General features: G+C 59.0%; 22 protein-coding genes. 13 read left to right on the forward strand and 9 right to left on the reverse strand.

Features of this window, described 5'->3' with window-relative positions; all coding sequences use genetic code 11:
* Positions 1-119 precede the first annotated feature (119 nt).
* On the forward strand, positions 120-479 hold the full coding sequence (locus ACR0DL_RS20230; RefSeq protein WP_438826472.1) for a DUF3307 domain-containing protein: 360 nt from the start codon (positions 120-122) through the stop codon (positions 477-479).
* A 13-nt stretch (positions 480-492) separates the two neighbouring features.
* On the opposite strand, the gene ACR0DL_RS20235 is transcribed toward ACR0DL_RS20230, so the two are convergent.
* The 7 genes from ACR0DL_RS20235 to ACR0DL_RS20265 all read right to left on the reverse strand — a co-directional run bounded on the left by ACR0DL_RS20235 (position 493) and on the right by ACR0DL_RS20265 (position 8462).
* On the reverse strand, positions 493-1224 hold the full coding sequence (locus tag ACR0DL_RS20235) for a hypothetical protein (RefSeq protein ID WP_480690965.1): 732 nt from the start codon (positions 1222-1224) through the stop codon (positions 493-495).
* 52 nt (positions 1225-1276) lie between these two features.
* Positions 1277-2581 carry an NAD(P)/FAD-dependent oxidoreductase gene (locus tag ACR0DL_RS20240; RefSeq protein WP_170362467.1) on the reverse strand — a complete coding sequence of 435 codons (1305 nt, stop codon included), beginning with the start codon at positions 2579-2581 and terminating at the stop codon, positions 1277-1279.
* Positions 2578-3252 (reverse strand): TetR/AcrR family transcriptional regulator, encoded by a 675-nt coding sequence (locus ACR0DL_RS20245; protein ID WP_170351793.1) that lies wholly within the window; start codon positions 3250-3252, stop codon positions 2578-2580. The genes ACR0DL_RS20240 and ACR0DL_RS20245 overlap by 4 nt, the downstream gene beginning before the upstream one ends.
* On the reverse strand, positions 3253-4806 hold the full coding sequence (locus ACR0DL_RS20250) for a trimethylamine methyltransferase family protein (protein ID WP_480690967.1): 1554 nt from the start codon (positions 4804-4806) through the stop codon (positions 3253-3255).
* Entirely contained in the window at positions 4806-7208 is a 2403-nt protein-coding gene (locus ACR0DL_RS20255) for a GcvT family protein (RefSeq protein ID WP_480690969.1), read from the reverse strand. The genes ACR0DL_RS20250 and ACR0DL_RS20255 overlap by 1 nt, the downstream gene beginning before the upstream one ends.
* A 110-nt stretch (positions 7209-7318) precedes the next feature.
* Positions 7319-7948, reverse strand: coding sequence for a glutathione S-transferase family protein (locus ACR0DL_RS20260; protein WP_480690971.1), 630 nt, complete (start codon positions 7946-7948; stop codon positions 7319-7321).
* Positions 7949-7964: 16 nt separating this feature from the next.
* The gene (locus ACR0DL_RS20265; protein ID WP_480690973.1) at positions 7965-8462 is read right to left on the reverse strand and encodes a class I SAM-dependent methyltransferase; all 498 of its coding nucleotides are present in this window, start codon (positions 8460-8462) and stop codon (positions 7965-7967) included.
* 233 nt (positions 8463-8695) lie between these two features.
* Here ACR0DL_RS20265 and ACR0DL_RS20270 point away from each other — a divergent pair, with 233 nt between their 5' ends.
* From ACR0DL_RS20270 to ACR0DL_RS20290, 5 genes are read left to right on the forward strand one after another with little or no spacing between them, the layout of a single operon-like run.
* The gene (locus ACR0DL_RS20270; protein WP_170351798.1) at positions 8696-10468 is read left to right on the forward strand and encodes an ABC transporter ATP-binding protein; all 1773 of its coding nucleotides are present in this window, start codon (positions 8696-8698) and stop codon (positions 10466-10468) included.
* Positions 10461-12371, forward strand: a complete 1911-nt coding sequence (locus tag ACR0DL_RS20275) for an ABC transporter substrate-binding protein (protein ID WP_480690975.1) — start codon at positions 10461-10463, stop codon at positions 12369-12371. Before ACR0DL_RS20270 ends, ACR0DL_RS20275 begins: the two co-directional genes overlap by 8 nt.
* Before the next feature lie 14 nt (positions 12372-12385).
* A complete protein-coding gene (locus ACR0DL_RS20280) occupies positions 12386-13414 on the forward strand; it encodes an ABC transporter permease (protein ID WP_170351800.1) in 1029 nt (342 codons plus the stop codon).
* Positions 13411-14565 (forward strand): ABC transporter permease, encoded by a 1155-nt coding sequence (locus ACR0DL_RS20285; RefSeq protein ID WP_170362473.1) that lies wholly within the window; start codon positions 13411-13413, stop codon positions 14563-14565. Before ACR0DL_RS20280 ends, ACR0DL_RS20285 begins: the two co-directional genes overlap by 4 nt.
* Complete coding sequence (locus ACR0DL_RS20290) at positions 14562-15917, forward strand: CoA transferase (protein ID WP_480690977.1); 1356 nt, start codon at positions 14562-14564, stop codon at positions 15915-15917. The genes ACR0DL_RS20285 and ACR0DL_RS20290 overlap by 4 nt, the downstream gene beginning before the upstream one ends.
* An 89-nt stretch (positions 15918-16006) precedes the next feature.
* Here the strand turns inward: ACR0DL_RS20290 and ACR0DL_RS20295 are convergent, their stop codons facing one another.
* Entirely contained in the window at positions 16007-18373 is a 2367-nt protein-coding gene (locus ACR0DL_RS20295; RefSeq protein WP_480690979.1) for a mechanosensitive ion channel domain-containing protein, read from the reverse strand.
* A 371-nt stretch (positions 18374-18744) separates the two neighbouring features.
* Between ACR0DL_RS20295 and ACR0DL_RS20300 the strand changes: the two genes are divergently transcribed.
* The 7 genes from ACR0DL_RS20300 to ACR0DL_RS20330 are packed head-to-tail and all read left to right on the forward strand — an operon-like array spanning position 18745 to position 25236.
* The gene (locus tag ACR0DL_RS20300; RefSeq protein ID WP_480690981.1) at positions 18745-19959 is read left to right on the forward strand and encodes a glycosyltransferase family protein; all 1215 of its coding nucleotides are present in this window, start codon (positions 18745-18747) and stop codon (positions 19957-19959) included.
* Positions 19956-21203 (forward strand): glycosyltransferase family 4 protein, encoded by a 1248-nt coding sequence (locus ACR0DL_RS20305; protein ID WP_480690983.1) that lies wholly within the window; start codon positions 19956-19958, stop codon positions 21201-21203. The genes ACR0DL_RS20300 and ACR0DL_RS20305 overlap by 4 nt, the downstream gene beginning before the upstream one ends.
* Positions 21203-22279 (forward strand): glycosyltransferase family 4 protein, encoded by a 1077-nt coding sequence (locus ACR0DL_RS20310; protein WP_480690985.1) that lies wholly within the window; start codon positions 21203-21205, stop codon positions 22277-22279. Before ACR0DL_RS20305 ends, ACR0DL_RS20310 begins: the two co-directional genes overlap by 1 nt.
* Entirely contained in the window at positions 22276-22860 is a 585-nt protein-coding gene (locus ACR0DL_RS20315; protein WP_480690987.1) for a histidine phosphatase family protein, read from the forward strand. The genes ACR0DL_RS20310 and ACR0DL_RS20315 overlap by 4 nt, the downstream gene beginning before the upstream one ends.
* Positions 22857-23999, forward strand: coding sequence for a glycosyltransferase family protein (locus ACR0DL_RS20320; protein WP_480690989.1), 1143 nt, complete (start codon positions 22857-22859; stop codon positions 23997-23999). The genes ACR0DL_RS20315 and ACR0DL_RS20320 overlap by 4 nt, the downstream gene beginning before the upstream one ends.
* A complete protein-coding gene (locus ACR0DL_RS20325; protein ID WP_480690991.1) occupies positions 23996-24763 on the forward strand; it encodes a polysaccharide deacetylase family protein in 768 nt (255 codons plus the stop codon). The genes ACR0DL_RS20320 and ACR0DL_RS20325 overlap by 4 nt, the downstream gene beginning before the upstream one ends.
* Positions 24760-25236: a class I SAM-dependent methyltransferase gene (locus tag ACR0DL_RS20330; RefSeq protein WP_170362481.1), complete on the forward strand. Its 477-nt coding sequence runs from the start codon at positions 24760-24762 to the stop codon at positions 25234-25236. Before ACR0DL_RS20325 ends, ACR0DL_RS20330 begins: the two co-directional genes overlap by 4 nt.
* Here ACR0DL_RS20330 and ACR0DL_RS20335 read toward each other — a convergent pair whose 3' ends face one another.
* Positions 25237-26376, reverse strand: coding sequence for an alpha-D-ribose 1-methylphosphonate 5-triphosphate diphosphatase (locus ACR0DL_RS20335; protein WP_480690993.1), 1140 nt, complete (start codon positions 26374-26376; stop codon positions 25237-25239). It abuts the gene before it with no gap.
* Between the last annotated feature and the right edge of the window lie 34 nt (positions 26377-26410).

The following is a 26410-nucleotide window of genomic DNA, read 5'->3' on the forward strand; positions in this document are numbered from 1 at the left end:
CATTAATTCGCCATGTGTGATCTAGTTTATTTGCGCCGCACCAGTTTAGCCCCTAGAGTTCGCTTTAGGACGATATCGGGAGAAACAATTTGACCGCCAGCTTGGGCGCAGTGTTGTTGATGCTCTGCTTGTTGCAGATCAAACATATGTTCGCGGATTTCTACCTTCAGACACCCAAAATGCTATCGGGTCGTGGTGAGTATCTTCACTGGGGTCGCGCGCAACATGCCGGCGTACATGTTATCGGATCCGTTATTGTCTTTGTGCTGTTCGGTGCGCCTTGGGCTTTTATTCTTATTATTGCCGCCCTGGAATGGTTCGTACATTTCAACATCGATTTTGCCAAAGCCAGGTATTCTGACAAGAAAAAACTGATGCCAACACAGGCTGCTTTTTGGCGCGCTGCGGGTCTGGACCAGTTGATGCACAACCTGACCTATATCGCGATGGTCTGGGCCTGGGCGAAATTCGCCACCTGATCTGTTGGCCGTTTCAGGCGAAATCTATCAGGGCTGACGCGCGATAGGCTGCCAGCCATTGCTGGTCCAACGCATCAAGCTTGCTAGTGTCGAACCTGTCCGCAACTTCCCAATACCGCCCCGAGGGCACGTGATACCCCAGCTCCTTTTCCGACTGGACAATGGTCTGCATCGCGTCGGTTTCGGGTAAGTCGTCTTTTTCAAGATCACCGATCTCGACGGACGGAAACAGCAGGCGGCTCTCCCCTTTTGACAGCCTGACGACCTGGCATCCCTGCTCTGCACCAAACAGCGCCAGGCGCGCCGATTTAGCCTCGAGCGACCGCAAAGTGATATCCGCACGCAAAGGATCAGCCTGACCGGTTCCGTAGAAATGCGTCTTCCCGGTATCCGGGTAGATCATGTCACAGCCGAAAAAGGCCAGCACCGCAGGCCTTAGCGCCGCCAAGGCCCAATAGCCCGCGGTAAACGCCATCGTTCCGCCAGCGTAGACAAACCCACCAAACCCATTTTGCGCCGGTACATAGTCCTGCGCCGTGATGATCCGCTGATGCGGGGCAAGTCCAGTTGGATGGTTTGTTATCGGGAAATCTTCGGGGTGGATCAGCATGTCCCAATCTGGCCGGATGCGCCAGGCGTTATTGATCGCGACAATATGGGTAAAGGGATCGCGCGCCCAGCCTTGCGCGGCCAAGGCGCCGGGCGCGCTGCCCAGTATCAGAACTCGGTTCGATGGTTCAGTCATCCAGGACCCCACAAACGGTTCCTGGAAAGACTAGAGCAGTTTTGCAGGCAGGCTAGCCCAGAACCGAAAAACTGCTTTCTTCGTTGATCGGACGTTTACGCGAGTAGAACCCAACATCGATCATCCGCTTGATATAGGGCAGCTCGAACTGCAGTGGCTGCGCATCGTGATCCGCCCCACCCTCGCAATAGTCGATCAGGGCCGTCATCATCTTTCCTGCGATCGGCGCGTTCTTGTACTGGTTTCCACTGGTGCCGCAGGCCATGTAGAATCCCGGCAGGCTGGATTTGTCATAGATCGGAATCCAATCGGTCGACGCATCATACAGATCAACCACCCCACGGGTTTTGGACGGGATGCCAAGGCTGGGCACCCGCTGGGCATAGCGCATCGCCTGTGTGGTCCACTGGTCGGTGAAGTCGTGATTGTAGTGCACGTCATCCTCGCACCACTGATGCGGATCGCATTCGGGATCTTCTGAACCCACGAGGATATGATTGCCATGTTCAGGGCGGCAGTAACACGCAATATCGCTATCCGACACAATAGTACCGTCATTTTCGAAATCGAATCCCTCGGGCGCGGGGACGTGAACCACTTCCTGTCGCAGAGGGCGGGTTTCGATGGTCATGTCATCCAATACGCCAGCCATCTTGTTGATAATCGCTGATCCCGGTCCAGCGACATTTACCACGACCTTGGCGCGGATTTCCTCGCCCGAGGCCAGTTTGACCCCGGCCACGCGACCACCTTCCGTCAGAATTTCGACCACCTCGGCCCCGGTGCGCACTTCTGACCCATGCTGTTTGGCGGCATCCATCAGGTTCTGCGCCGACAAGGCCGGGTCGGTAACGTATCCGGCCTGCGGCCAGAACACGCCGCCCTGCATCTTGCGCCCGTTCGGCTGGCCAAATTCCGGGTCCTCCATGCGTTTGGGCGGGGTGAAGCTGTCCAATGAATAAACCGGCAGACGCTCCGTGATTTTTTCAGGCGACCAATCTTCGAACGGGCAATCCAGATCCGCACTGTTTTTCATGTGCTTTTCCAGCATCCCGTTGGCTTCGGTCTTCATCACCAGACATCCGGTTTCACGAAACTGCGCCAGATTGGCATCTGCTGGCAGGCCCAGATATTCGGCCCAGTCGCGCCAATAGTGATAGCCTTCCCACGCAAAGGCCGTGCCATCAAAGGTCGAATAATGCATCCGGATGATCGCGCAGGACCCGGCGGTCGAGCCGTGACCGACCTGAGCATTGCGGTCCAACGACAGAGTTTTCCACCCGGCCTTGGCCATCTCGAACGCGATGGCCGCGCCGATGACACCCGTGCCAATGATAATTGCGTCTGGTTGACTCATTCTGTTGCTCCCTCCCAATAGCGCTTTGAATAGGCACTGAATTCTTCGACTTCTTCGGGCCTGGGTTCGACTCCGGTGAAGACGTAAAGGTAATGCGACACCAGCGACAGCCGCGTTTCCATCGGCTCATTCAACTGCGCCAGATCGTACCCGATTTGCATGTAGTACAACACGCGCGCGCGGGTTTCGGCCTCGATCTCGGGATACCCATACCGCGCGAACATGGCGTGCAACGCCTCAAGCCGCCGCGCGTCCGATTGATCCAGGGCTCGTCGCACCTTGCCTGACTTGCGTGCCCAGTCGCGCACGGCGAAATCCAGCGCCGTATCGAAGAGGTCCGTGTTCACCACGCAGCGATGCACATTGCAAACCGCAGCGGTGATGGTATCGGCAGGTTCTTCGGCCTGCGCAACCAGCGCCGCCGTATTGGTTGCCTGCCAGCGAGCCAGCAGCGCGTCCAGCAATTCCTGCCGGGACTTGAAATACCAATAGAAAGATGATCGCGACACGGCCATCCGCTCGGCCAGGTTCAGAACCTTGATCTGGTCCACCCCGTCCGAGATCAGCACGTCCATCGCCACGTTCAGCCAGTCGTCGCGCGTGACCTTGATGTTGCCGACCAGCGGTTCGGCCTTGGGATCGTCCCTATGCAGGATCGGTTTTGTGTTCATTCAACTCTCCGGCGGTGCGCCGCCTTCAGCCGTACGGCGTGCGATGAAGTCCTGCAGGTCACCCAACCTGTCGCTGTCCCCGGCAGGGGCTTTGAAATCGTTCAGGATGGTCTTCCAAACGTCCGTTGCACGGTGATTGGCGTCGATTGATCCGCGCTCGGTCCAGGTGCCAAAATTGGCATAGTCATGCACATGGGGCTCGTAGAATTCGGTATTGTAGCGCTCCATCGTCTGGCTGGAGGCAAAGAAATGCCCGCTGGGTTCAACCTCTCGCAGGGCGGTGTCATAACCGATCTCGGCCGTGCCCGCTTGTGCGCCAGCACACAGCTCGGCCACCATATTCAGCACTTCGGCGTCACAGATCATCTTTTCGAACGAGACCGTCAATCCACCCTCCAGCCACCCGGCCGAATGGATAATCACCGTGGCCCCGGCCATCAGACACCCCCAAAGGCCAAACTGATTTTCATTCGCGGCCTGAACGTCGTTTACATTCGACGCCGACCCGGCGGCGGACCGCCACGGAAGGCCCAGATGCCGCGCCAACTGCCCCGCCGCCAGAGACGCCTGGAAATGCGAAGGCGTCCCAAACGCTGGAGCCCCCGATTTCATGTCCACGTTGCTGGTGAAGGTCCCATAACACACCGGCGCGCCGGGATTGGTTAGCTGGGTCAGGGTAACCGCTGCCAAAGCCTCGGCATGAGACAGCGTAATCGCCCCGGCCACAGTAATGGGTGCCATCGCCCCCATTAGCGTGAACGGCGTGACAATCGACATCTGACCGTGGCGGGCAAAGTCGATTAGACCTTGCGCCATAGGGATATCCAACGTCCGCGGACTGTTGGTATTGATGATCGTATAGCTGTGCGGGGTGGCGCGGAATTCATCGTCCGGCAGGCCACGCGCAGTGGTCAGCATCTCAAAGCAATCCATCACCTGCGGCGTTCCGCGAGAGTAGAAGAACGGGAACTTGTCAGTCAGCTCCATCTGCGCCTGCGTGGTGAAATAGTGACGCAGGTGGGTCGGCACGTCCTGTGGTTCGACCTGCGGGGAGATCATCTGGAACACATCAAAGTGGTGCGTAAGTTTCAAAAAATCCAGATAGTCCTGCCCCGTCGCGGGGCGACGACCCTTTTCCAGATCGGTGGCATTCGGAGCCCCTGCCCCTGGTTGAAACACGAGACTGCCCAGTTCCAGCGTGAAATCACGACGGCGCGCGCCAGCACGGCAATTGATGGACTTGGGGGCTGACGCTATGGCGGCCTCAACGATCTCTCGACCGATGAAGACCATTTCACTGTCTTCCTCTACCCGTGCGCCTGCCTTGTCGAATATTCGGCGGGCCTCGGGCAGCAGAACCTTAATCCCCAGCTCCTGAAGCGTCCGCAGGGCGGTTTCGTGCATATCGGCGATCTGATCCGCCGGGAACACCTCCATCACCGGGAACGGGTTGCGCAGCTGGCGGTAATTCACATCGCGGCTTGGGGCAGGCGCGGCGTCTGCACCGCGTCCACGACGCCGCCTGCCGCGCTCGGATGTTTGCGAGATCACCATCAGCCCCTCATCGCCTTACCGTTCGGATCGTATGGGGACGGCGCGATCACACGCGCGGGACGTTCAACGCCAACCACATGCACAGACAACTCGGTGCCTGGGGCAGCCTTGTCGCGGTTGACCAAAGCCATTGCCAGCGACTTGCCGGTATAGTGCCCATAGCCGCCCGAAGTTACGAAACCCACTCGGTCTTCGCCCGACCAGATCGGCTCGTACCCGCTGGCGTCAGCGTCCAGCGCGTCTATTTCCAGCGTTACTTGCACTTGCGCCGGGCCGTTTCCGTCACGCTCGGCAAATGCGGCGTCTTTGCCGACGAAATCCTTATCCCAGTCGATCCAGCGATCCATTCCTGTCATCCCCGGCGTGTAGGCCTGGGTGAACTCCGCCGACCAGATACCAAAGCTTTTTTCCAGCCGCGTCGACAGCATCGCGTTGAAGCCGCATTCGCGAATACCTTCATCCGCCCCGGCCTCAAGCAGCATCCGGCGCAGCGCAATATGATCGCCATAACGGCAGTTGATCTCATAGCCTTTTTCGCCTGTCACCGACATACGCGCGACGCGGGCGCGAACGAGGCCGATATCAAATTCATCGCAGCCCATGAACCCAAGACCCGAGATATCCTGTTCCGCCAGTTTCTCGACCACTGCCTGCGATTTCGGCCCTACCACAGCGAAACCACAATACTCTTCACCCAGATCACGGATATTGACGCCGTCGATCATGTGATCGTCGAACCAGCGCATGTGCCAGGCGCGCAGATAATAGCTGCCCATGATCCACCAGGTGTCGTCGCCCCAGTTAAGAACGGTCAGATCCCCTTTGAGCCGCCCGTCTTCGCCCAGCATCGGGGCCAATTTGGCACGACCCGGCGCGGGGAGTTTCGATGCCATGACCTTATCGAGCCAAACCTCAGCATTGGGGCCGCTGACCTCGAACCGCGAAAAGCCCGAGATATCCAACAGGCCGACGCCTTCGCGGATCACCTTGCATTCCTCGGCCACGATGTCGTGAGCGTTTGATCGTTTGAGCGTCGGTGTTTCCTCAAACCCTTTCGGCGCGAAATACAGCGGCACTTCCATATCCCAGCTAACACCCCATTTGCAGCCGGCCTCTGTCATTGCGTCATGGGCGGGCGCCATCTTCAGCGGACGGCCCGCGGGCAGTTGCTCATTCGGGTAGGTCATTACGAAACGGCGGGAATAGAACTGCCCGGTGGTTTCGCGGATATAGCGTTTGTTCTGCGCGAAATCACCATACCGCGCCACGTCCATCGGCCATGCATCCGCCTCAGGCTCGCCATGGATCATCCACTCGGCCAATGTTTTGCCAACGCCGCCGCCCTGCAAGAACCCGGCCATCACTGCGCAGGCCGACCAATAACCGCGCTTGCCCGGAACGGGTCCGACCAGCGGGTTACCATCTGGCGAGAAAGTAAACGCCCCGTTTACCCATGTCTTGATCCCCACGTTCTGAATCGAGGGGTATCGCTCAAAGCCCAGCGTCAGTTCGTTTTCAATCCGATCCAGCTGTTCTTGGAACAGCTCTTCGCCGTAATTCCACGGTGCGCCGTCCATGGCCCAGTGTTCGTGATCAATCTCGTAGATACCAACAAGGATGCCCTTCTGGTCCTGCCGCATATAGGTGAAGCCTTCGAGGTCGACGGTCATCGGCATCTCGAAATCCGCCTGCGCCACTTCGGGCACCGTGTCGGTAATCAGATAGTGGTGTTTCAGCGGCGAGACCGGCAGTTCGATGCCAGCCATGCGGCCCACCTGTTTGGCCCAAAGCCCAGCCGCATTGACCACATGTTCGCAAGTGATCGTGCCCTTGTCGGTCACCACCTGCCAACCATCCGCGGTTTGGATCAGCTCCTCAACCTTGGTTTCCTCGTAATACTCGGCACCACGTTTTCTGGCCGCCGTTGCATAAGCCTGCACCGTGCCGGTCGTGTCGATATAGCCCTCGCGGTCCGCCCACATAGCACCCAGCACGCCGTCGGTGGACATGATCGGGCAACGGCGCTGCGCCTCTTCCGGAGACAGCAACTCGCAATCCTCAATGCCGATAGACTGAAAAATACGGTAGTTCGCCTGTAGCCACTCCCACCGTTCGGGCGTTCCAGCCAACGTCAGGCCGCCGGTCATGTGCATACCGATATTCTGACCCGATTCCTTTTCAATCTCACTAAGCAGATCGATGGTATACGCCTGCAGCGAGGCCATATTTGGGTCAGCGTTCAACGCATGAACCCCTCCGGCAGCGTGCCAGGAAGACCCCGATGCCAACCGCCGCCGTTCCAGCATCACCACATCCGTCCAGCCGAACTTGGCCAGGTGATACAGAACCGAGGCGCCCACAACGCCGCCCCCGATAACCACAACACGGTACTGAGATTTCATCCTGCCCTCCCAACATGGCTTGGGCAGAACGCTAGACCCACTGTTCACTTCTGTCTAGACATTTCTGTACAGTTCTACCCGCACCAGATTGTTGGACGAATTTCTCTGGTTTAAAGCTGCGCGCTGGGCCGTGTGCTGACCTTTTCGAACCAAGTCAGCGTTGCCGAATTTTCCTGCGGTATTCGCGTCTTGATCACTCGGGCAAAGTCAACAAAGACAAATGTTGAGATGTCAGCCAGCGTAAACTCAGACCCGGCGATATAGGGACTTTCCGCCAATCGCCTTTCCAACAGATCGAAAAAGTATCCAACCCGCGCGGCACCTCGTTGCGCCAGTTCAGGAATCTGAGCGTGATTCACCGGACCGGGAATCGCCCTGTCGGCAAAGGCGGGATGCGTGTTCCGTAAAGTTTCGCCAATGGGCGCCCCGCCTTGCTGTTCAACGATACTGTTCCACATCAAAACCAGCCCTTTTTCATCCGGGGTGCGCCCCATCAAAGGCGGCTCGGGAAATCGGGCCTCGAGATAGGCCGCGATGCCAAGGTTCTCGGTCAGTGCCGTACTCTCATCAGTGATCAGCACAGGAAGGGTCGCGTTCGGGTTGATCGCTTTGAACGCATCGCTCAGCTGTTCGCCTTTGCCGATCGAGACCTCGCGGGTTTCGACCTCTAACCCTTTTTCCGCGATTAACATACGAGCCCGGCGTGGGTTCGGGGCGGTCTTGCAATCGTAGAACAGCATGGGATGCTCCTGTGTCTCAGCGACGATAGACGAAGCACCGGCCCTGAACCGCACCGGGCGGCAAAGGCAATTCAGTCAGTTCGTCGAAATACATCCGATCACTGGAGACCATCAAACCACCTTCTGCGAGCAGAGGTTGGATCAACGGTGAAACAAATCTGGCAAAGGCGTCGTTCTTTTCTCGGTTATGCCCGCCAAGGTCCGCGTGGATCAGGCTTGCAGTGGCACCGAAACGCGCCAGCGCGGCGGGCAGCGTTTCGCGCACATCGCCCAGAATCACCCGATCCTCGGGGGGCGTTGAATCTGGGTGGGACGCCACCGCGCGCTCAAACACGTAAACGGGGCGGTCTTTCACGTATTGCGCCATGTGATGATAGGTGCGCCCATTGCCCAAACCCAATTCAAAGACAGGCCCCGCCATGCCACGCGATTCGGCAATGGCAAAATCCAGACAGGCGCGTTGCGACACCATGCGGTCAATGAACAGATCGAGTCGGCTTTGATCGTCGGGCACGGGGAAATCTCTCCTTGATATCAGTCGATTTGCCAGATGGGGTCGACATGGCCCGTGATCGCAAATCCTCAAGACTTTGTGTAGACAAATTGGTGTCAGTTTCACGTTTCCGCGACATTTCACCCCAAGAACGGGTTTGACTACCCCGCCCCAACCGCGCGAGACTGCGTCAAAAAACACGGGGAGTTGATCAAGCCGATGCCGACCTACGGCCCAACGGGTGGAATACCCGCATGACAGCTTTGTTGTCTGTCCGCGATTTGAGCATCGGTTTTGGTGCGGGCAACCCCGTTGTCAAAGGCGTCAATTTTGACGTCGAGGCGGGGCAGACACTTGCGCTGGTCGGCGAATCCGGTTCTGGCAAGACTATCTCGTGCAGGGCGGCGTTGCGGATTTTGCCACGCACCGCGCAAATTCGCAGCGGGACAATCATTCTGAATGATTCCAAAGGCACAGAGGATCTGACCAAGATTAGCGAAAAGCAGATGCGCGGCATTCGCGGCAACCGCGTTTCGATGATCTTTCAAGAACCGATGCGATCCCTGTCGCCGCTGCACAAGATCGGCAATCAGGTCAGCGAGGTTCTCTGGCTGCACCGTGGCGCCTCCGAGGCGCAGGCCCGCAAAGAAGTTTTGACTCAGTTCGAGCGCGTTGGCTTTCCCGATCCCCAACGTGCATATGATTCTTACCCGTTTGAATTGTCGGGTGGCATGCGCCAACGCGCCATGATTGCGATGGCGATGGTGTCCAAGCCGGAATTGTTGATCGCGGACGAGCCGACAACCGCGCTTGACGTGACGACACAGGCGCAGGTTCTGGGCCTGATCAAGGAATTGCAACGCGAAACCGGCATGGCACTGATCCTTGTCACCCATGATCTGGGCGTGGTCGCCAATATGGCAGAACAGGTCGTCGTCATGCACAAGGGCCGTGTGATGGAATCCGGGGCCGCCGCCCCGATCCTGACCTCACCCGCGCATCCTTACACGCAGCAATTGTTCAACGCCGCACCCGAGATTCCGGACGAAGACTCAGTTGGGATACCGATGCCCGACGAGGATCTGATCCTACAGATCAAGAACGTCTCAAAAACTTACACCTTGCGATCCAGCAAGGGTTGGAAGGGTGAACAACTGATCCATGCCTGCCGTGGCGTTGACATGAAGCTCGCACGCGGCAAGACGCTGGCCGTGGTCGGCGAAAGCGGCTCGGGCAAGACCACGGCTGCGCGTATCGCGTTGGGCGCCGAACTTCCCGATCCCGGCGGCGAGGTTCTGTTCCGCACCTCGCCAACCGAAGACCCTATTACCGTCCACCACATGACCCGCGCCCAGCGCACTGCGTTTCAGCGCAAGGCGCAGATGGTGTTTCAAGACCCCTACAGTTCACTCAGCCCGCGCATGCGCATTCAGGATGCGATGACCGAGCCGTTGGAGATTCACAAGATCGGCACCGCATCTGAACAGCGTGACAAAGCCGCCGAGATGCTGCTGCGGGTTGGGCTGAACGCCGACATGCTGAAACGCTATCCTCATGCCTTTTCTGGTGGTCAGCGACAGCGCCTGTCCATTGCCCGCGCCATGATGCTGGACCCGCAGCTGATCGTGTGCGACGAGCCTACATCGGCTTTGGATGTCTCGGTTCAGGAACAAATCCTGACACTGCTGGAAGATTTGCAGGACAGTTTGAACCTGTCCTACTTCTTTATCTCTCACGACCTTGCCGTTGTGGCGCGCATTGCCGACGAGGTTGCCGTGATGCGCCGCGGGCTGGTCGTTGAACAGGCCCCGCCCGAGACCCTTTTCTACAATCCCCGCCACCCGTACACCAAGGCGCTGATTGCCGCCCAGCCAGAACCTGACATCAACCGCCCAATCGACCTGAAATTGGTTGCTTTGGGCGCAGGTTCGCCGGACAGTTGGGATGACGCCTTCCGATTTACTGACTCCGTGATACCTTCGCTGGTAGAGATGGAACCCGGCCATAAGGTACGATGCCATGTTTAAGACCACTCGCCCCCTGCTTCTGGCTGCCACGCTGACGGCTGCGTGGATGCTGCCCGCCTCGGCGGAAACACCCACCCCAAAGGAAAGCGGATTTTGGGAAAGTGAGGTGAGCGCGGGCAATCTGCCACCTGTTCAGGATCGCCTTCCCGATGAACCGCTGGTTGTCGATCTGGCGGCGAAGGGGCGTGAATCTGGAACGCCAGGCGGCACTTTGCGCACCATGGTCACCCGGTCCAAGGACATCCGCCAGATGGTTGTCTATGGCTATGCCCGGCTGGTGGGTTTCAACGAGAATTACGAACTTGTACCCGACCTGCTCGAGTCCTACGAAAGCGAAGATAACCGCAAGTTTACTCTGAACCTGCGCGAGGGGCATAAATGGTCAGACGGATCGCCGTTTACATCCGAGGATTTCCGGTACTGGTGGGAAGATGTCGCAAATAACGAGCTGCTCAGCCCGTCCGGCCCGCCCGATTTTCTGATCGTCGAAGGCAAAACGCCAACGGTAAGCTACCCCGACGAAACCACGGTTGTTTTCGAATGGGAGGACCCGAACCCGGATTTCCTGCAATCACTGGCACAGGCGCGTCCGCCCTTCATTTACCGACCGGCCGCATTTCTGAAGCCGTATCACGAGAAATATGCAGATCCCGAAGAAATGGCCGCGCTGGTCGAAGACAACCGGGTCAAAAGCTGGGCGGCACTGCACAACAAGCTGGATAACCTTTATAAATTCGACAACCACGAACTACCCACACTTCAGCCATGGCTGAATGCCAGCTCAGGCAAGAAAATCCGGCATAATTTTGTACGTAACCCCTATTACCACCGCATCGACAGCAACGGTGTGCAATTGCCCTATATCGACGTGGTCGAGATGGAGATTGTCGCCCCCGGTCTGGTCGCAGCAAAAACCAACGCTGGTGAAACCGACCTGCAGGGGCGTGGGCTGGCGTTCCGCGATGCGTCGATCCTGAAAAAGGGCGAAGAAGTCGGGAACTACAAGACACGGCTGTGGAAAACCGGTGTCGCGTCGCAGATCGCAATCTATCCGAATCTGAACTTTGCTGATGACGGTTGGCGCGACGTTCTGCGCGATGTCCGCGTGCGCCGTGCCCTGTCACTAGCCATCGACCGCAAGACGATCAATCAGGCGCTGTATTTCAAATTGGCCCAACCCGGCGCGATGTCGGTGCTGCCTGCGTCACCATTCTATGATGAGGAAAATGCTCAGGCCTGGGCGCAATATGACATCGAAATGGCCAATGCCCTGCTGGATGAGGCCGGATTGACCGAGCGGGACAAGAACGGCATCCGCATGCTACCCGATGGCCGCCCGATGGAGCTGATCATCGAAACCGCCGGTGAACGGCAAGAGGTCGAGAACGCGCTGCAGATCGTCACCGACACCTGGCGCGAGATTGGCGTCGCTCTGGTCATGCGGCCGCTGGATAGGGACATCCTGCGCAACCGCGTTTTTGCAGGGAACACAATGGCTTCGGTCTGGTTTGGCTGGGATGACGGTATTCCGCAGGCCCACACGTCACCCGCTTATTTGGCGCCCACAGATCAGGTCTTTCTGGCTTGGCCCAAATGGGGTCAATTTTATCAAACCGGCGGCGACGCGGGCGAAGCCCCCGACATGCCCGAGGCAGAACGCCTGATGCAGTTGGCCCATGATTGGGAGGTCGCCACCAACGACGACGATCGCAAGGCAATCTGGACCGAGATGTTGAACATTCATGCCGAACAGCTTTTTGCCATCGGCATTCTGAACGGCGCACCGCAGCCTGTGGTGGTGTCGAACCGCCTGCGCAACGTGCCCGAACAGGCCATGTGGGCATGGGAGCCCGGCGCTCATTTCGGCATTCACCGGCCGGACGAGTTCTTCTTCGCCGACTGATCAGGAGCAGCTAAATGGTCATGCTGCGCTATGCGGTGTATCGCTTTTTCACGATGCTGCTGACTCTGTTGGTGGTGTCGGTGCTGATCTTCGTGATCATCAACCTTCCGCCCGGAGACTACCTGAGCAATCAGATCGCCGAATTGCAGGCATCTGGCCAGTCTGCCGGCGTGGCCAAGGCGGAATTTCTGCGTGCGGAATATGCGCTGGACCGGCCCGTCTGGGAACAATATCTGATCTGGATGGGATTCTGGCCCGGCCCGCACGGGTTCGAGGGGCTTCTGCAGGGCAACTATGGTTGGTCCTTCGAATTCGACCGCCCCGTGGCCGAGATTGTAGGCGATACCCTGTGGTTGACCGTAGTGGTCAACTTGGCCGCCATCCTGTTCGTCTACGCCGTCGCGTTGCCGCTTGGTGTCCTTGCTGCTGCCAAGTCCCGGACGTGGATCGACTACACGTCGGCTTTTGTGGGGTATCTGGGTCTGGCCACGCCGAACTTTCTGCTTGCGCTGATCCTGTTCTATTACGGCCACCGTTACTTCAACCTACCCATCGGCGGCTTGATGGACCCATCCTTTGAAGGCCAGCCGATGAGCTGGGACAAGTTGAAGTCCATTCTTGTCCACCTGATCGTCCCGACCTTTGTGATCGGCACCTCGGGGGCTTCGGCCATGATGCAACGCTTGCGTGCCAACATGCTGGACGAGTTGGGGAAACCCTATGTGGAAACCGCAATCGCCAAAGGGATGGCCCCGTCGCGGATGCTGGCGAAATACCCGCTGCGCGTGGCGTTCAACCCCTTCGTGGCGGATATCGGCAACCTGCTACCCTCGATGGTGTCCGGCTCGGTTTTGGTCTCGGTTGTTCTTGGCCTGCAAACCATCGGCCCGACCCTTCTGACGGCACTGAAAACGCAGGATCAGTTCCTGTCCGCCTTTATTCTGATGTTCGTGGCCCTGCTGACCCTCATCGGCACCATGATATCTGACATTCTGCTGGTCATGCTTGACCCGCGCATCCGGTACGAGGGGCGTGAAGCATGACCCAACATCCCGATGGTCGCTATGTCGACGACGCCCCCTATGACCCGGACGCCGCCCTGCAACAGCTTGAGCGTGCCGATCTGGACGCGCCAAACTGGGTGCTGGTTTGGCGCAAGTTCAAAACTCACAAGCTGGGCTTGATCTCGGGCATTTTCCTGCTGCTGTGTTATCTGATGCTGCCTTTCGCAGGGTTCATCGCACCTTATGGTCCGAATGAACGCAACGGAGAGCATCTTTATGCGCCGCCGCAAAGCGTCAACTGGTTCTATGAGGGCAAATTCATCGGCCCCCATGTCTTTCCCATCGTTGCCGAGGCTGATCTGGAAACCTTCCAATGGAAATTCGTACCCGACCTCGAAGATCCGCGCCCGATCAAGTTTTTCTGTGAAGGGTCGGAATACAAACTGGCTGGCCTGATCAAATCCGACACTCACCTGTTCTGCGCGCCCGAAGGGGCGACGCTGTTCCTGTGGGGGTCGGACCGTCTGGGCCGGGATGTGTTCAGTCGCATTCTCTACGGCGCGCAGCTGTCGCTGACCGTAGGTTTAATCGGCATCTCGGTGTCTTTCACCCTTGGAATTATCTTCGGTTCGATGGCCGGCTATTTCGGCGGCAAGATCGACTGGGTGATCAACCGGGTCATTGAAATCCTGCGCTCTTTGCCTGAACTACCCTTGTGGCTGGCCCTGTCCGCCGCGGTGCCTTCGAATTGGAGCCCGGTGGCGGTGTTTTTTATCATCTCGATCATCCTCGGCATCCTCGATTGGCCCGGTCTGGCCCGATCCGTGCGCGCCAAATTCCTGTCGCTGCGCGAAGAGGAATACGTGCGCGCCGCCGAGATGATGGGCGCAAGCTCGGGCCGCGTGATCCGCAAACACCTGCTGCCCAACTTCATGTCCCACCTGATCGCATCGGCCACCTTGTCGATCCCGGCGATGATCCTTGGAGAAACGGCGCTCAGCTTCCTTGGCCTTGGGCTGCGCGCTCCTGCCGTCAGCTGGGGGGTGATGCTGAATGACGCGCAGAACCTGGCCTCGATCGAGATCTATCCGTGGACGGCAATTCCAATGCTGCCAATCATTGTCGTTGTACTGGCGTTCAACTTCCTGGGCGACGGATTGCGCGACAGTCTGGACCCGTACCAGCAATGAGCCTGATTTCCGCCCTCCCCGCCGCAGACAGCTACAAGTCGACCGGAAAGGGCGCATGGCCCAGCGCTTTCGCGGTTTCCGAACTGGCAACCGCCAGTTTCGCTGCCGTTGGTCAAGAGTTGGCGCGCCTGATCACAGCAATGAACCTTGCCCCCACAACGCCTGAGATATCGGTCAATCATCGTTTGGCTTCGCTGTGGTACGGGTCTTCGTTCAAACCAGACGGGTGGGAGATGCCCAGCCTCTGGGACCCAATCGCCGGGGATTATCAGGCGTCGGATGGCTGGATCAGGCTGCACACCAATCTGCCCTCCCACCGGGCAGCGGCGCTGAAGGTGCTGGAGGCGCAAGCCAACCGGGACGCAGTTGCACAGGCTGTGAAAGACTGGTCCATCGCCGATTTGGAAACCTCGGTTGTGGCCGAGGGCGGCGCGGCCGCCGCGATGCGCGGTCGGACCGAATGGCTGGAACACCCGCAAGGGCGGGCGGTGTCGCGCGATCCGCTGATCGGATGGCACAGCCCGCGGCATATCACGCTGCGCGACCGTCCCAAAGCAACGGCCCGACGTCCGCTGGCGGGCTTGCGCGTTCTAGACCTGACGCGTGTTCTGGCCGGACCGGTTTCAACCCGCACGCTTGCGGGGCTTGGGGCTGAGGTACTGCGCATTGACCCGCCCGGATGGGATGAGCCGGGCGTCATTCCGGGTATTTCACTGGGCAAACACTGCGCCTATCTAGATCTGAAATCGCCAGCCGGTCTGAAGAAGCTGGAAAACCTGCTGGCGCAAGCGGATGTATTCATCCATGGCTATCGCCCGGGCGCGCTGGACGCGCTTGGACTGACCAAGATAAAACGCGATGAACTGGCCCCCAACCGAATTGAGGTCACTCTGAACGCTTATGGCTGGCAGGGGCCATGGTCCAACAGACGTGGTTTTGACAGCCTCGTACAGATGAGCGCTGGCATCGCAGATGCGGGTCGCGCCTGGTCCAAGACCGAAAGACCTACTCCACTGCCGGTTCAGGCGCTGGATCATGCTACAGGCTACCTGATGGCTGCGACGGTCCTGTCAGCACTGGCCGAAGCCGCGTCTGCAAACTCCATCATGCTGGCGCAGCTGTCCCTGGCCCGCACAGCGGAACTACTGGCTGCGTTGGCGAAATCCGAGCAGGACGAAGAGATCACAACCCCCACAACATCCGATTACGCTCAAGAGATTGAAGCATCCGGCTGGGGCCCCGGGCGTCGCCTGAAACCGGCTTTGTCCGTAGGCCAGGCCCATATGTCATGGCCTCTGCCAGCCGCGAAGCTGGGCACATCACAACCCATCTGGCCTTCGCGGACCACCTGAACCAACCGCCGCGCGGTACGCACGGCCCGGCCCAACACTTTGGGGGGACGTCTCGTCAGAGACGCATCCCAAGGGGGCGGGAGCCTTCCCTAGCGATCATCCCCGCCGGGGCCGATATCGTCCAGATAATCCTCATCAATCGCCGCCTGCACCGCGCCGGTCACAGCTTCACGCTGCTTCGGCGTCAGATCCTCGGGTTCTTTGCCTTCGGCCAGCCGCACGGTGACTTCGCGATGAGCAAACTTGATCCCTTCGCGTGCGAATAGCTCGCGGATATCTTGATAGACTCTCTTGCGCACCAGCCACTGGTCACCGGGCTTGGTCATGAACTTGACCCGGATTATCATCGCGGAATCCTGCATCTCAATCACGCCCTGCGATTTCAACGGCTGGATAAAGTTGTCGCCGATCACGGGGTCGCTCAGCAATTGCTGACCCAGCTTCTTGATCAGCTTGCGCACCTTTTCAACATCGGTGTCATAGGTCACACGCAACGGCAATTTCATGATCACCCAATCGCGGGAATAGTTGGTCAGCACCTTGATCTCACCAAAGGGAATCGTGTTCAGCGCGCCCAGATGGTGACGCAGCTGGAATGACCGGACCGAGATTTTTTCGACCGTCCCCTTCACATCCCCGATGTCGATGTACTCTCCTTTACGAAAGGCATCATCCATCAGGAAGAACGCCCCCGAAAAGATATCGCGCACCAGCGTTTGCGAGCCGAACCCAACAGCCAGACCCACCACACCAGCACCGGCAAACAGCGGGCTGACATTAATCCCCAACTCCATCAACACAATCAAAACGATGGTGACGACAACAACGGCCAGGATCGCACCACGGAACAAGGGCAGCAACGTCGCTAGGCGGCTTTGCCCGCCTTCGCCGCCTTCATCGCCCAACTCGGCCTCTTCGCCGCCATCATCGGTTTCTTCAGCAATTTTCGAGTCGATCCAGATGCGGAAGAAGTGGAAGAGAATATAGCCGATGAACAGGATGACCATCACATCCAGCGCACGCTCGACCGGCAGGTCCTCGCTCCAGCTGGCTTCGGGGTTCCAGATCACCACCAACGCATAAAGCCCGACCACAAAGGCCAAAATCCCTGCCACGCGACGGGCCAAATCCTCATATGTCATGATCGAGTGCTGGCGCATCTCAGCTTCTGGTGTCTCAACGGCTTCATCATCCTCTTCCGTGGCCGCCGCATTCATGTCTTCCATTTGGCGGTTACGGTCAAAGTAACGCTCCAGCAGGTAATTCATTGCGCCGTAGGCCACGACCACAGACATGAAAATCAAATAGCTGCTGGCCACGATCGGCAGAGAATTCTCATTCTCAAGCACCAGATCCACCGCCAGCTTGAACCAGCTGAATACGATATAGACAACCAGCACAGGCGCCCACGCGAATGAGATGAACCGCAAAATCCACGACACTTGGTCTGGTGCGCGCCCGCCGCGAATGGCATTCGAAATGGCGCGCGCATTGAACATGATCATCAACAAATTGCCCAGCGCGCCCAACATGGTCAGGCCACCATAGACCAAGGCATAGACATTGTAGTTCAACCCAAAATCCGCCACCCAAGTGGCGAACAACACAACCGAGATGTCGTAGGTCGCCAGCGCCGACGCCCAGAAATACAGCCGCTTTGCGTCTCGATCCGAGAAGGGCGGCAAACGGTATTGGCTCAGATAAGGAGACAGAACCATCCGCCACAGGTCGGATATCGTGCGCGACAGGAAAAACGCCGTAAAGATCGCCGTGACCGTAAACTGAATCGAGATATCTTCGGCTTCACCAAAGAACAGGTACCCCACGATCAGCGCCATCAGCATCGCAAAGATCGTGCCCCCGATCCCCATGAAAAACCGGAACACCAAAAACGGCATTTTCTCCCGATAGCCCTGCGGGTTTTCCTTGGACCGTGCCACAACCAGCTTTTTGGCCATGCGCTTGCCGTAAATCTCGGTGGACAGCCAGCGCCCCAGCAGCAGAAACAGAATGTTCCACGCCAGAACCTCGACATAGGTCTGAATGCGGCCATCCGGGCTGGTCTGCCGCAGGACGTACTGAACTTCGAAAATTGAATAGGGCAAAGCCTCTAGGCGCGATTCCATGGACTCGCGGAACTTTGAGAACCTTTCCTGCGCTTTCATCAGTTGCGATCCGTCGCCCATCGGTCCGTGCGCGTCCTCGGCCGAGGCATCAGCACCTGGCTGACCGCCCGAAGACACAACCTGCCCCGCGCTGTCGATGACAATTACGCTGGCGCCGGCCTCGGTTGCCGCCTTGATCGCAGCAGCCAGATCACCATCGGCCCCAGTTTCGGCCTCAGACTCTGAGGTATATCCGGGGATCAAAGGGACTTGCGCCGATGCCTCTGTGACGAAGGCCGCAGCAAACGCCCACAGGATCAGAGCCATTCCAGCAATTAGTCTGAGTTTCATCAATTTTTCTGTCCAAGTCGTATGTTGCATCGCAGGTTACAGAAGCGCCTGAGCGTATTCAAATATTCAGCGTTTCACGGCTCAAGTTCGTGTCATTTCGTGTTTCGGCTGCAATGCAGGCGACAAGAGTGTTTGCAACCTTGGAAAAACTGAATATGACCGACCCTGTAGTATGAGTGGAATGGCAAGATCAACGCAGGGTGTAACGGGGAAAAACGCCTCAATACCATCTGTACTTTGGCTGTTGCCATTTCGCCATGTTTGACGAATTTGCACAATCTCGGCACCCCCTTTGGCAAGCGGCGCCAAAGAATATACGGTAACGGAGTTTAACGCGCGGATTTGCACCCAGGGACACGACAGGCGAAGGCATGAGCCTAGGAATACAAAACAACATCACCGGCCGTGCGCCGCGCATACTGTTCTACAGCCACGATACATTTGGATTGGGGCATCTGCGCCGGTCGCGCGCCCTTGCCGCAGCTATCACGCAAGCCAACCCGCAAGCGTCAGCCCTGATCCTGACCGGGTCACCCGTAGCAGGTCGGTTCACCTTTCCGCGCCGGGTCGACCACGTGCGCCTGCCAGGTGTGACCAAACGTGCCGATGGCTCTTATGCAGCGCGCACCATTGGCATGGGGATCGAAGAGGTGACCGAACTGCGCGCAGGTCTGATCCAGACTGCCGTCCAGCAATTCGACCCCGATATGCTGATCGTCGACAAGGAACCCACCGGTTTTCGTGGGGAGTTGCTGCCGACACTGGAGCATCTGTTGCATTCGCAACGCACCAAGCTGGTTCTTGGCCTGCGCGACGTGCTGGACGAACCCGAAGTTCTGGTCGCCGAGTGGGAGCGGAAAGAGGCCCTAGCCGCGACCGAGCGCTTCTATCACGAAATCTGGGTTTACGGTCTGCGCTCGATCTATGATCCGACCAAAGGGCTGCCGCTTAGCCACGCGGCGCAATCGCGCACGCATTGGACCGGTTACCTGCGGCGGGATCTTGGCCCTGTAGGCGAGCCACCTGAACAACCCTACATCCTGATCACGCCAGGTGGCGGTGGCGACGGTAAGGCGATGGTGAACCAGGTTCTCTCCGCTTACGAAAAAGACCCTACCCTGTCGCCGCGTGCAGTGCTGGTTTACGGCCCCTTTCTTTCCGGTGAGTTGCGTGAAGAATTCGAGACCCGCGTTGCCGCGTTGAATGGCCGGGTGACCGCCGTGGGGTTCGAATCCCAGATCGAAACGCTTTTTGCGGGGGCCGCGGGGGTGGTCTGTATGGGCGGTTACAATACTTTCTGCGAAGTTCTGTCCTTTGACAAACGTGCCGTCATCGTGCCTCGCACGACGCCACGACTAGAACAGTGGATTCGCGCCTCGCGCGCAGAAGGGCTGGGCCTTGTGCGGATGCTGGACGAAAACCGCGACGGGCTGACAGCGGATGCGATGATCGAGGCGATCCGCGACCTGCCGCACCAACCCCTGCCATCGCAGACCATTCAGGACGGGCTGCTGGACGGGTTAGATTATGTCATCGACCGCGTTGACGCATTGCTAAGACAGGAACAAGAACGGGCCATCGGATGACCACAGCCCAGCCGAAACTGGCGGTGCTGGTCAAAGGGTGGCCGCGCCTGTCCGAGACGTTCATTGCCCAGGAGCTTGTCGCCCTTCAAGAGGCCGGGCACAGCTTTGACATCTGGTCTTTGCGCCATCCGACCGACGTAAAACGGCACCCGCTGCACGACCGGTTTCAGGGTCAGGTGCATTACCTCCCTGAATACCTATACGAAGAACCACAGCGTGTCTGGGCTGCGCGACAGACTGCGCAAACCCTGCCGGGCTATGCCGAGGCCTACCGGGTCTGGCGCGCCGATCTGCGCCGTGATCCGACCCACAACCGCATACGGCGCTTTGGTCAGGCCTGCGTTCTGGCCGCCGAATTACCCGACGTGACACAAGTGATGTATGCGCATTTCATGCACACCCCATCCTCGGTCGCGCGCTACGCCGCCATTATGCGTGGCCTGCCGTGGAGTTTTTCTGCCCACGCCAAGGACATCTGGACCTCGCCCGAGTGGGAAAAGATCGAAAAACTGTGCGCCGACACCCATGGAGCGGCATTTGGTGCGACATGCACGGCCATCGGGGCCGACCATCTACGCAGTTTGGCCGACGATCCCGCGCGGGTTGACCTGATCTATCACGGGCTGGATCTGAACCGTTTTCCTTCTCCGCCAAACCGCACACCGCGCGCGCCGGACGGGCCATTTCACATGCTCTCGGTCGGTCGTCTAGTCGAGAAAAAGGGCTTTGACCGGTTGATCGACGCGTTTGCCATGCTGCCAGAAACGCTGGACTGGCACTGGACGCACATTGGCGGCGGAACACTTGGCAATGCCTTGCGTGATCGAGCCGACGCCGCTGGCCTGTCGCAACGGATAACGTGGCAAGGCGCTTGTGATCAACCCGAAGTGATCGAAGCAATGCGCAGCGCAGACTTGTTTGTGCTTCCCAGCCGGATCGCCAGTGACGGAGACCGCGACGGGCTACCCAATGTTTTGATGGAGGCCGCATCACAGCTTTTGCCGATCCTGTCGACGCCGGTATCGGCCATCCCCGAGTTTATTGAAACCGGCACCCACGGCGTCTTGTCCGACGATGATCCTGCCGCATTGGCCAGCGCCATCATCCATCTGGCCGCCGATCCGCAGCAAACTGCTTTGATGGCAAGTGCCGCCTATGATCGTTTGATCGCCGATTTCCGCATGGACCCCGGCATTGCCCGCCTGTCCAAACGACTGCGCGCATTGGGTTCGGACATAGGCTGATGGCACGAGTGGCCTTTTACTCTCCGATGAAAGCGCCGGACAGCCCGGTGCCGTCGGGGGATCGCGAAATGGCCCGCAACCTGATGCACGCGATCGCCGCGCAAGAGGATACGGTCGAACTGGCCTCGCGGCTGCGTACCTACGACAAAGCCGGGGACGCGCAGGTGCAGGCCGCATTGCGCGCCGAAGCTGACGCCGAGGTGCAACGTCTGCTCGCCGATCTTCCCGCGGACACCGCGCTTTGGGTGACCTATCACAACTATTACAAGGCCCCCGATCTGCTGGGCCCGCGTGTCTGCAAGGCGCGCAGCATTCCCTACGTTCAGTTGGAAAGCACCCGCGCAACCAGCCGCCTGACAGGTCCCTGGGCCGGGTTTGCAAAAGCTGCACATGACGCCTGTGATGCGGCGCAGGTGATTTTCTACCACACCTCCAATGACCTGATCACTCTGGAACGGGAACGGTACGGGGATCAAAACCTTGTGGAACTGCCGCCTTTCCTGCCCCGGTCGTATTTGCCGCCCGCCTCGGGCTGTGAGGGGCCGATGCTGACCGTGGGCATGATGCGGCACGGTGACAAGCTGGCTTCTTACACTCTTCTAGCGCAGGCTCTGGCCTTACTGGACGGCGACTGGTCTTTGGATATTGCGGGTGATGGCCCAGCACGTCCCGAAGTCGAGGTGCTGATGGCGCCGTTCGGATCAAAGGTCCGGTTTCTGGGGCAGTGTGACCGCGATACTTTGCAGAAGCTGTACGGTGCGGCCTCGGTACTGTTGTGGCCGGGAGTGAACGAGGCCTATGGCATGATCTATCTTGAGGCGCAGGCCAGCGGTGTGCCTGTTGTAGCGCAGGACCGGCCCGGCGTGCGGGATGTGCTGTCCCCGTCGGACTATCCTTCGGTCGACGCTGGCCCCGAAGGATTGGCCGCACGGCTGCGCACCTTGCTGGATGACCTTTCTTTGCGCCTGTCACTGGGGGCCAAAGCCCGCGCGCGCGTGGCCGAACGTCACCTGATGCCTGCAGCAACCGACCGGTTCTGGCAGGCAACACGACCCTTGATGGAGGTTCGATCATGACCCGGCTAGCACTGCTTCGGCACGGTCACACCCATTGGAACCGCGCGGGCCGCATTCAGGGACGCAGTGATATACCGCTGGACGAAGATGCGCAGGCAGAGCTATCCGCTATGCAACTGCCCGCGCCATGGAAGGACGCGGACCTCTGGTCCAGCCCCCTGCTGCGGGCCAGCGAAACCGCCCGTCTGGTCGCGGGACGCGAGCCGCAGACTTCGGACGCGCTGACCGAGATGAACTGGGGTGATTGGGAAGGGTTACACGGGGTCGACCTGATTGCCGACCCCGACAGCGGATACCGCCATATCGAAGACTGGAGCTGGGATTTTCGCCCGCCAAACGGTGAAAGCCCAGCTGAGGTCTGGGCCCGTCTACACCCCTGGCTGAACGCGTTGTCGGGCGATACGGTTGCCGTCTGCCACATCGGTATTATGCGGGTCATTCTGGCGCGGGCCTGGGGATGGGATTTCAATGGCCCCGCCCCCTTTAAAATCAAACGCAACCGCATGTATATCGTCGATATGTCGACACTACGTCCCCAGCCCGAACCCGTCCGCCTGATCAGACCAGAGGCATCACAATGAAGGTGATGATTGTTGTCACGCACTTGTTGGGCACCGGGCATCTGAGCCGGGCGCTGACTTTGGGCCGGGCTTTCGTACGGGCCGGGCACGAGACCTTTGTTGTCTCGGGTGGAATGCCGGCACCACAGCTAGACAGCGCGGGCATGACCCTGTTGGGGCTTCCACCGCTGCGTTCGGACGGCACGGATTTCACCCGGCTTTTGACCCAAAGCGACGAAGTGGCCGATGCCGCCTATCTGACATCGCGCGAAACCGCATTGGTCGCAGCCGTGCAGAATTTCGCGCCTGATGTGCTGATCACCGAGCTTTTTCCCTTTGGTCGCAGGTCACTGGCGGCCGAGTTCAATGCCGCATTGGAGGCTGCCTGGAACTTACCGCGACGGCCGGTCGTTCTGGGCTCGATCCGCGATATTCTAGCCCCGCCATCGAAGGCATCAAAGGCGAAACGCACGGAAGAGATCGTGTGCCGGTATTACGACGGTATCCTCGTCCATTCAGATCAAAGCGTTGTTCCGCTGGAGGTGAGCTGGCCGGTGACCGACCGATTGCGCTCGCGGTTGTTCTATACCGGTTTTGTTGCGCCCGAGGCGCCTGTGCCGCATCCTGACGCGGTGGGCGATGGCGAAATACTGGTCAGCGCCGGTGGCGGATCTGTGGGCCAGCCGATCTTTCGCGCGGCCATCGAGGCCGCCCAAAAGATGCCCAACAGGCGCTGGCGCCTGTTGGTTGGCGGACAAGATGCAAGGGCACGTATTGATCAACTGTCACAACTCGTGGGCGATGCCCAAGTGACGCTGGAACCGGTGCGCCCGGACTTCCGGCAAATGCTGCCCCATGCGGCGGCCTCAGTCAGTATGTGCGGCTACAACACGGCGCTGGATATTTTGCAATCGGGAACGCCTGCGGTTTTTATCCCGTTCGACGACGGCAAAGAGGTTGAGCAGGGTTTGCGTGGTCAGAGCCTCTCGGACCTGTCGGCCATCGATGTGTTGCCTAGCAAATCCCTTAATGGGGATTCATTAGCGCGGGCCGTTGCGTCGGTCATGTCAGATGGCCCGCGCCCGGTTTCAGCGCAGGGCTTTGACGGGGCCGCAAGATCGGTCGAGATTGCCGTGAACTTGCGGGAGCAAACAAGATGATGGACTGGCGCCCTTTGGAGGCGGAGTTGGACATCTGGCAGGCGCAGGGCTTGTCGCTGCCGCTGTGGTGGCGGGATGATGACGCCATATCAAGGACACCGCAGCTTGAAAGGCTGTCAGAGCTGTCACGGTCGCTTGGCCTGTTCGTTCATCTGGCGATCATTCCTCGTGATGCCGATGCCGGGCTGGGCGATTACGTCACGCAGCAGCAGTGGCTGATTCCTGTAGTGCATGGCTGGGCTCATCAAAACCACGCACCGCCTGACGAGAAGAAATCCGAATTTGGGTTGCACCGCCCGCTTGAGGCCATAATCGTCGACGCGCAATCCGGGCTGGAGCGCCTGCGTACTTTGTTCGGAGACAGGCTGTGTCCAATTTTTGTACCGCCCTGGAACCGCATCGCGCCCGAGGTGGTGCAGGAATTACCGGATCTTGGGTATCGCATCATCTCGACAGCGACACCGCGCAAGACGCGGGAAGCTGTCCCAAGGCTGGAGCAGATCAACACCCATCTGGACCCGATTGACTGGCGCGGAACGCGCGGGTTGGTGGCGGCGGACAAGTTGATCATTCAGACAGCAGACCTTTTACGCGACCGGCGTGAGGGACGCGCCGACATTACCGAACCTTTTGGCGTCTTGACCCACCATCTGGTCCATGATCAGGAGATCTGGACCTTTACCCAAGAGCTGCTGAGCCGACTTCTGGACGGCCCCGGTTTTGCCTGGGCAGGCCCCACAATACCAACCGGAGAACCCGAATGAGCCGACTGGATTCCATGCTACGCCGCCTGACCGCGCAACGCGACGGGTTGAATTGGGCGGTCGCGCAGATCAGCGACATGGACGGCGATGTTCTGGACATGGGGCTGGGCAACGGTCGCACCTATGACCATTTGCGGGAAATTCTGCCAGATCGGCGGATCTGGGTCATGGACCGGGTGCTGCAATGCCATCCGTCCAGCACCCCTCCGGCCGAGGACTTTCTGCAGGGCGAAGCGGAGCCCATGCTTGAAAAGCTTGGTATCGACGGGCCAAAGATCGCGCTGGCCCATTATGATTTTGGACGTGGCATCAAAGAAGACGATGTTGCCGAAGCAGCGCGTCTTAGCCCGCTAATTGCGCGGGTAATGCGGCCCGGCGGGTTGCTGATATCGGGGCAACCTCTAACCGGGTTCGAAGAGATCAAAGGTCCGGATACCATCGCGCCGGACCGGTATCTGTTCTACCGCGCCTGATCAAGCCACGCGCCGTCCACGAGACCACACTCCGTTCAGCGCCGGGGCGCCATGGTGAAGACAGAATCGGATGATATCTGCGCGCGCGCCGCTGCGCAGTTCTCCGCGGTCGTCCAAACCAACAACCTGTGCTGGCGTCCGCGTCACCGTTCGCACGCCACGGGCCATATTGCCCCATATCTCCCCCAGACGTGTAGCCGACAACAGCAACGCGGCGGGAACATAATCTGAGGAGAGAATGTCGAGATGGCCCAGATCGGCGAGTTCCTGAGCGGCCACATTGCCGGAATGCGACCCGCCCCGGATCAGATTAGGCGCCCCCATCATCACCTTTATCCCGTGTTCGCTGCAGGCGCGTGCGGCCTCGACGGTGGTGGGAAACTCGGCCAGCCGGATGCCGTGTCCTGCCGAGACTCGCACCTGTTCCGGTGTGGTGTCATCATGGCTGGCCAGCATGGCCCCAAACCGCTTGGCGGCCTTGACGGTTTCGACCTCGTGCTTGTCTCCGTTGCGCTTTCGCATTGCCTTGAGGTCCGCGACATGGCGCTGAAACCCTTCGCCCTCCAACCCCAGCTTTCCTTTCAGGTAAATCTCAAGTTTCGACATATCTTGAAACTGACGTTGGCCAGGTGTGTGATCCATCAACGAAACCAGCCCAACCCTATCTTCGGGGCCGAACTCGTTTAACTCCTCGACCAGGGTCTCTGAACACACCTCGGCCCGAAGATGCAGAAAATGGCTGATCTTCAACACGTCTTGCTCCCGTAGTTGCCACAGTTCACGAGACAGTTCGCGGGCGTATCGTCGGTAACGCTGGCCGCTGGGGATTGACCCGACGCGTATCGCATCGAAGACAGTGGTGATCCCGGTGCTGGCCAGCTCGGCATCATGGGCCAAGATGGCCGCCGCATGCGGCCAGTCGACCTTGGGGCGCGGTTGGATATGGCGTTCCAGATTGTCGGTGTGCAGCTCGACCAGACCGGGGCTGACATAGTCACCTTCGCAATCAATCGCGCCCGGGGGAACCGTGCGGCCGGTGGCGATCTCGGCAATCGATTCACCTACGATACGGACGCTGCCGGTAATCGTCTCATCGGCAAGAACAAGCGTGGCATTGGCAAGGATCATTTCTTCTGTCATCTGAACTTCACACGGTCTGAACAAGTGGAAAGGC

This window comes from Ruegeria sp. BB5 (genome assembly GCF_056539405.1).

Excerpts from the sequence above, each read along its gene's own strand:
- ACR0DL_RS20230 (WP_438826472.1), top strand. The coding sequence starts at position 120 with ATGCTCTGCTTGTTGCAGATCAAACATATGTTCGCGGATTTCTACCTT.
- ACR0DL_RS20235 (WP_480690965.1), bottom strand. The coding sequence starts at position 1,224 with ATGACTGAACCATCGAACCGAGTTCTGATACTGGGCAGCGCGCCCGGC.
- ACR0DL_RS20240 (WP_170362467.1), bottom strand. The coding sequence starts at position 2,581 with ATGAGTCAACCAGACGCAATTATCATTGGCACGGGTGTCATCGGCGCG.
- ACR0DL_RS20245 (WP_170351793.1), bottom strand. The coding sequence starts at position 3,252 with ATGAACACAAAACCGATCCTGCATAGGGACGATCCCAAGGCCGAACCG.
- ACR0DL_RS20250 (WP_480690967.1), bottom strand. The coding sequence starts at position 4,806 with ATGGTGATCTCGCAAACATCCGAGCGCGGCAGGCGGCGTCGTGGACGC.
- ACR0DL_RS20255 (WP_480690969.1), bottom strand. The coding sequence starts at position 7,208 with ATGAAATCTCAGTACCGTGTTGTGGTTATCGGGGGCGGCGTTGTGGGC.
- ACR0DL_RS20260 (WP_480690971.1), bottom strand. The coding sequence starts at position 7,948 with ATGCTGTTCTACGATTGCAAGACCGCCCCGAACCCACGCCGGGCTCGT.
- ACR0DL_RS20270 (WP_170351798.1), top strand. The coding sequence starts at position 8,696 with ATGACAGCTTTGTTGTCTGTCCGCGATTTGAGCATCGGTTTTGGTGCG.
- ACR0DL_RS20275 (WP_480690975.1), top strand. The coding sequence starts at position 10,461 with ATGTTTAAGACCACTCGCCCCCTGCTTCTGGCTGCCACGCTGACGGCT.
- ACR0DL_RS20280 (WP_170351800.1), top strand. The coding sequence starts at position 12,386 with ATGGTCATGCTGCGCTATGCGGTGTATCGCTTTTTCACGATGCTGCTG.
- ACR0DL_RS20285 (WP_170362473.1), top strand. The coding sequence starts at position 13,411 with ATGACCCAACATCCCGATGGTCGCTATGTCGACGACGCCCCCTATGAC.
- ACR0DL_RS20290 (WP_480690977.1), top strand. The coding sequence starts at position 14,562 with ATGAGCCTGATTTCCGCCCTCCCCGCCGCAGACAGCTACAAGTCGACC.
- ACR0DL_RS20295 (WP_480690979.1), bottom strand. The coding sequence starts at position 18,373 with ATGAAACTCAGACTAATTGCTGGAATGGCTCTGATCCTGTGGGCGTTT.
- ACR0DL_RS20300 (WP_480690981.1), top strand. The coding sequence starts at position 18,745 with ATGAGCCTAGGAATACAAAACAACATCACCGGCCGTGCGCCGCGCATA.
- ACR0DL_RS20305 (WP_480690983.1), top strand. The coding sequence starts at position 19,956 with ATGACCACAGCCCAGCCGAAACTGGCGGTGCTGGTCAAAGGGTGGCCG.
- ACR0DL_RS20310 (WP_480690985.1), top strand. The coding sequence starts at position 21,203 with ATGGCACGAGTGGCCTTTTACTCTCCGATGAAAGCGCCGGACAGCCCG.
- ACR0DL_RS20315 (WP_480690987.1), top strand. The coding sequence starts at position 22,276 with ATGACCCGGCTAGCACTGCTTCGGCACGGTCACACCCATTGGAACCGC.
- ACR0DL_RS20320 (WP_480690989.1), top strand. The coding sequence starts at position 22,857 with ATGAAGGTGATGATTGTTGTCACGCACTTGTTGGGCACCGGGCATCTG.
- ACR0DL_RS20325 (WP_480690991.1), top strand. The coding sequence starts at position 23,996 with ATGATGGACTGGCGCCCTTTGGAGGCGGAGTTGGACATCTGGCAGGCG.
- ACR0DL_RS20330 (WP_170362481.1), top strand. The coding sequence starts at position 24,760 with ATGAGCCGACTGGATTCCATGCTACGCCGCCTGACCGCGCAACGCGAC.
- ACR0DL_RS20335 (WP_480690993.1), bottom strand. The coding sequence starts at position 26,376 with ATGACAGAAGAAATGATCCTTGCCAATGCCACGCTTGTTCTTGCCGAT.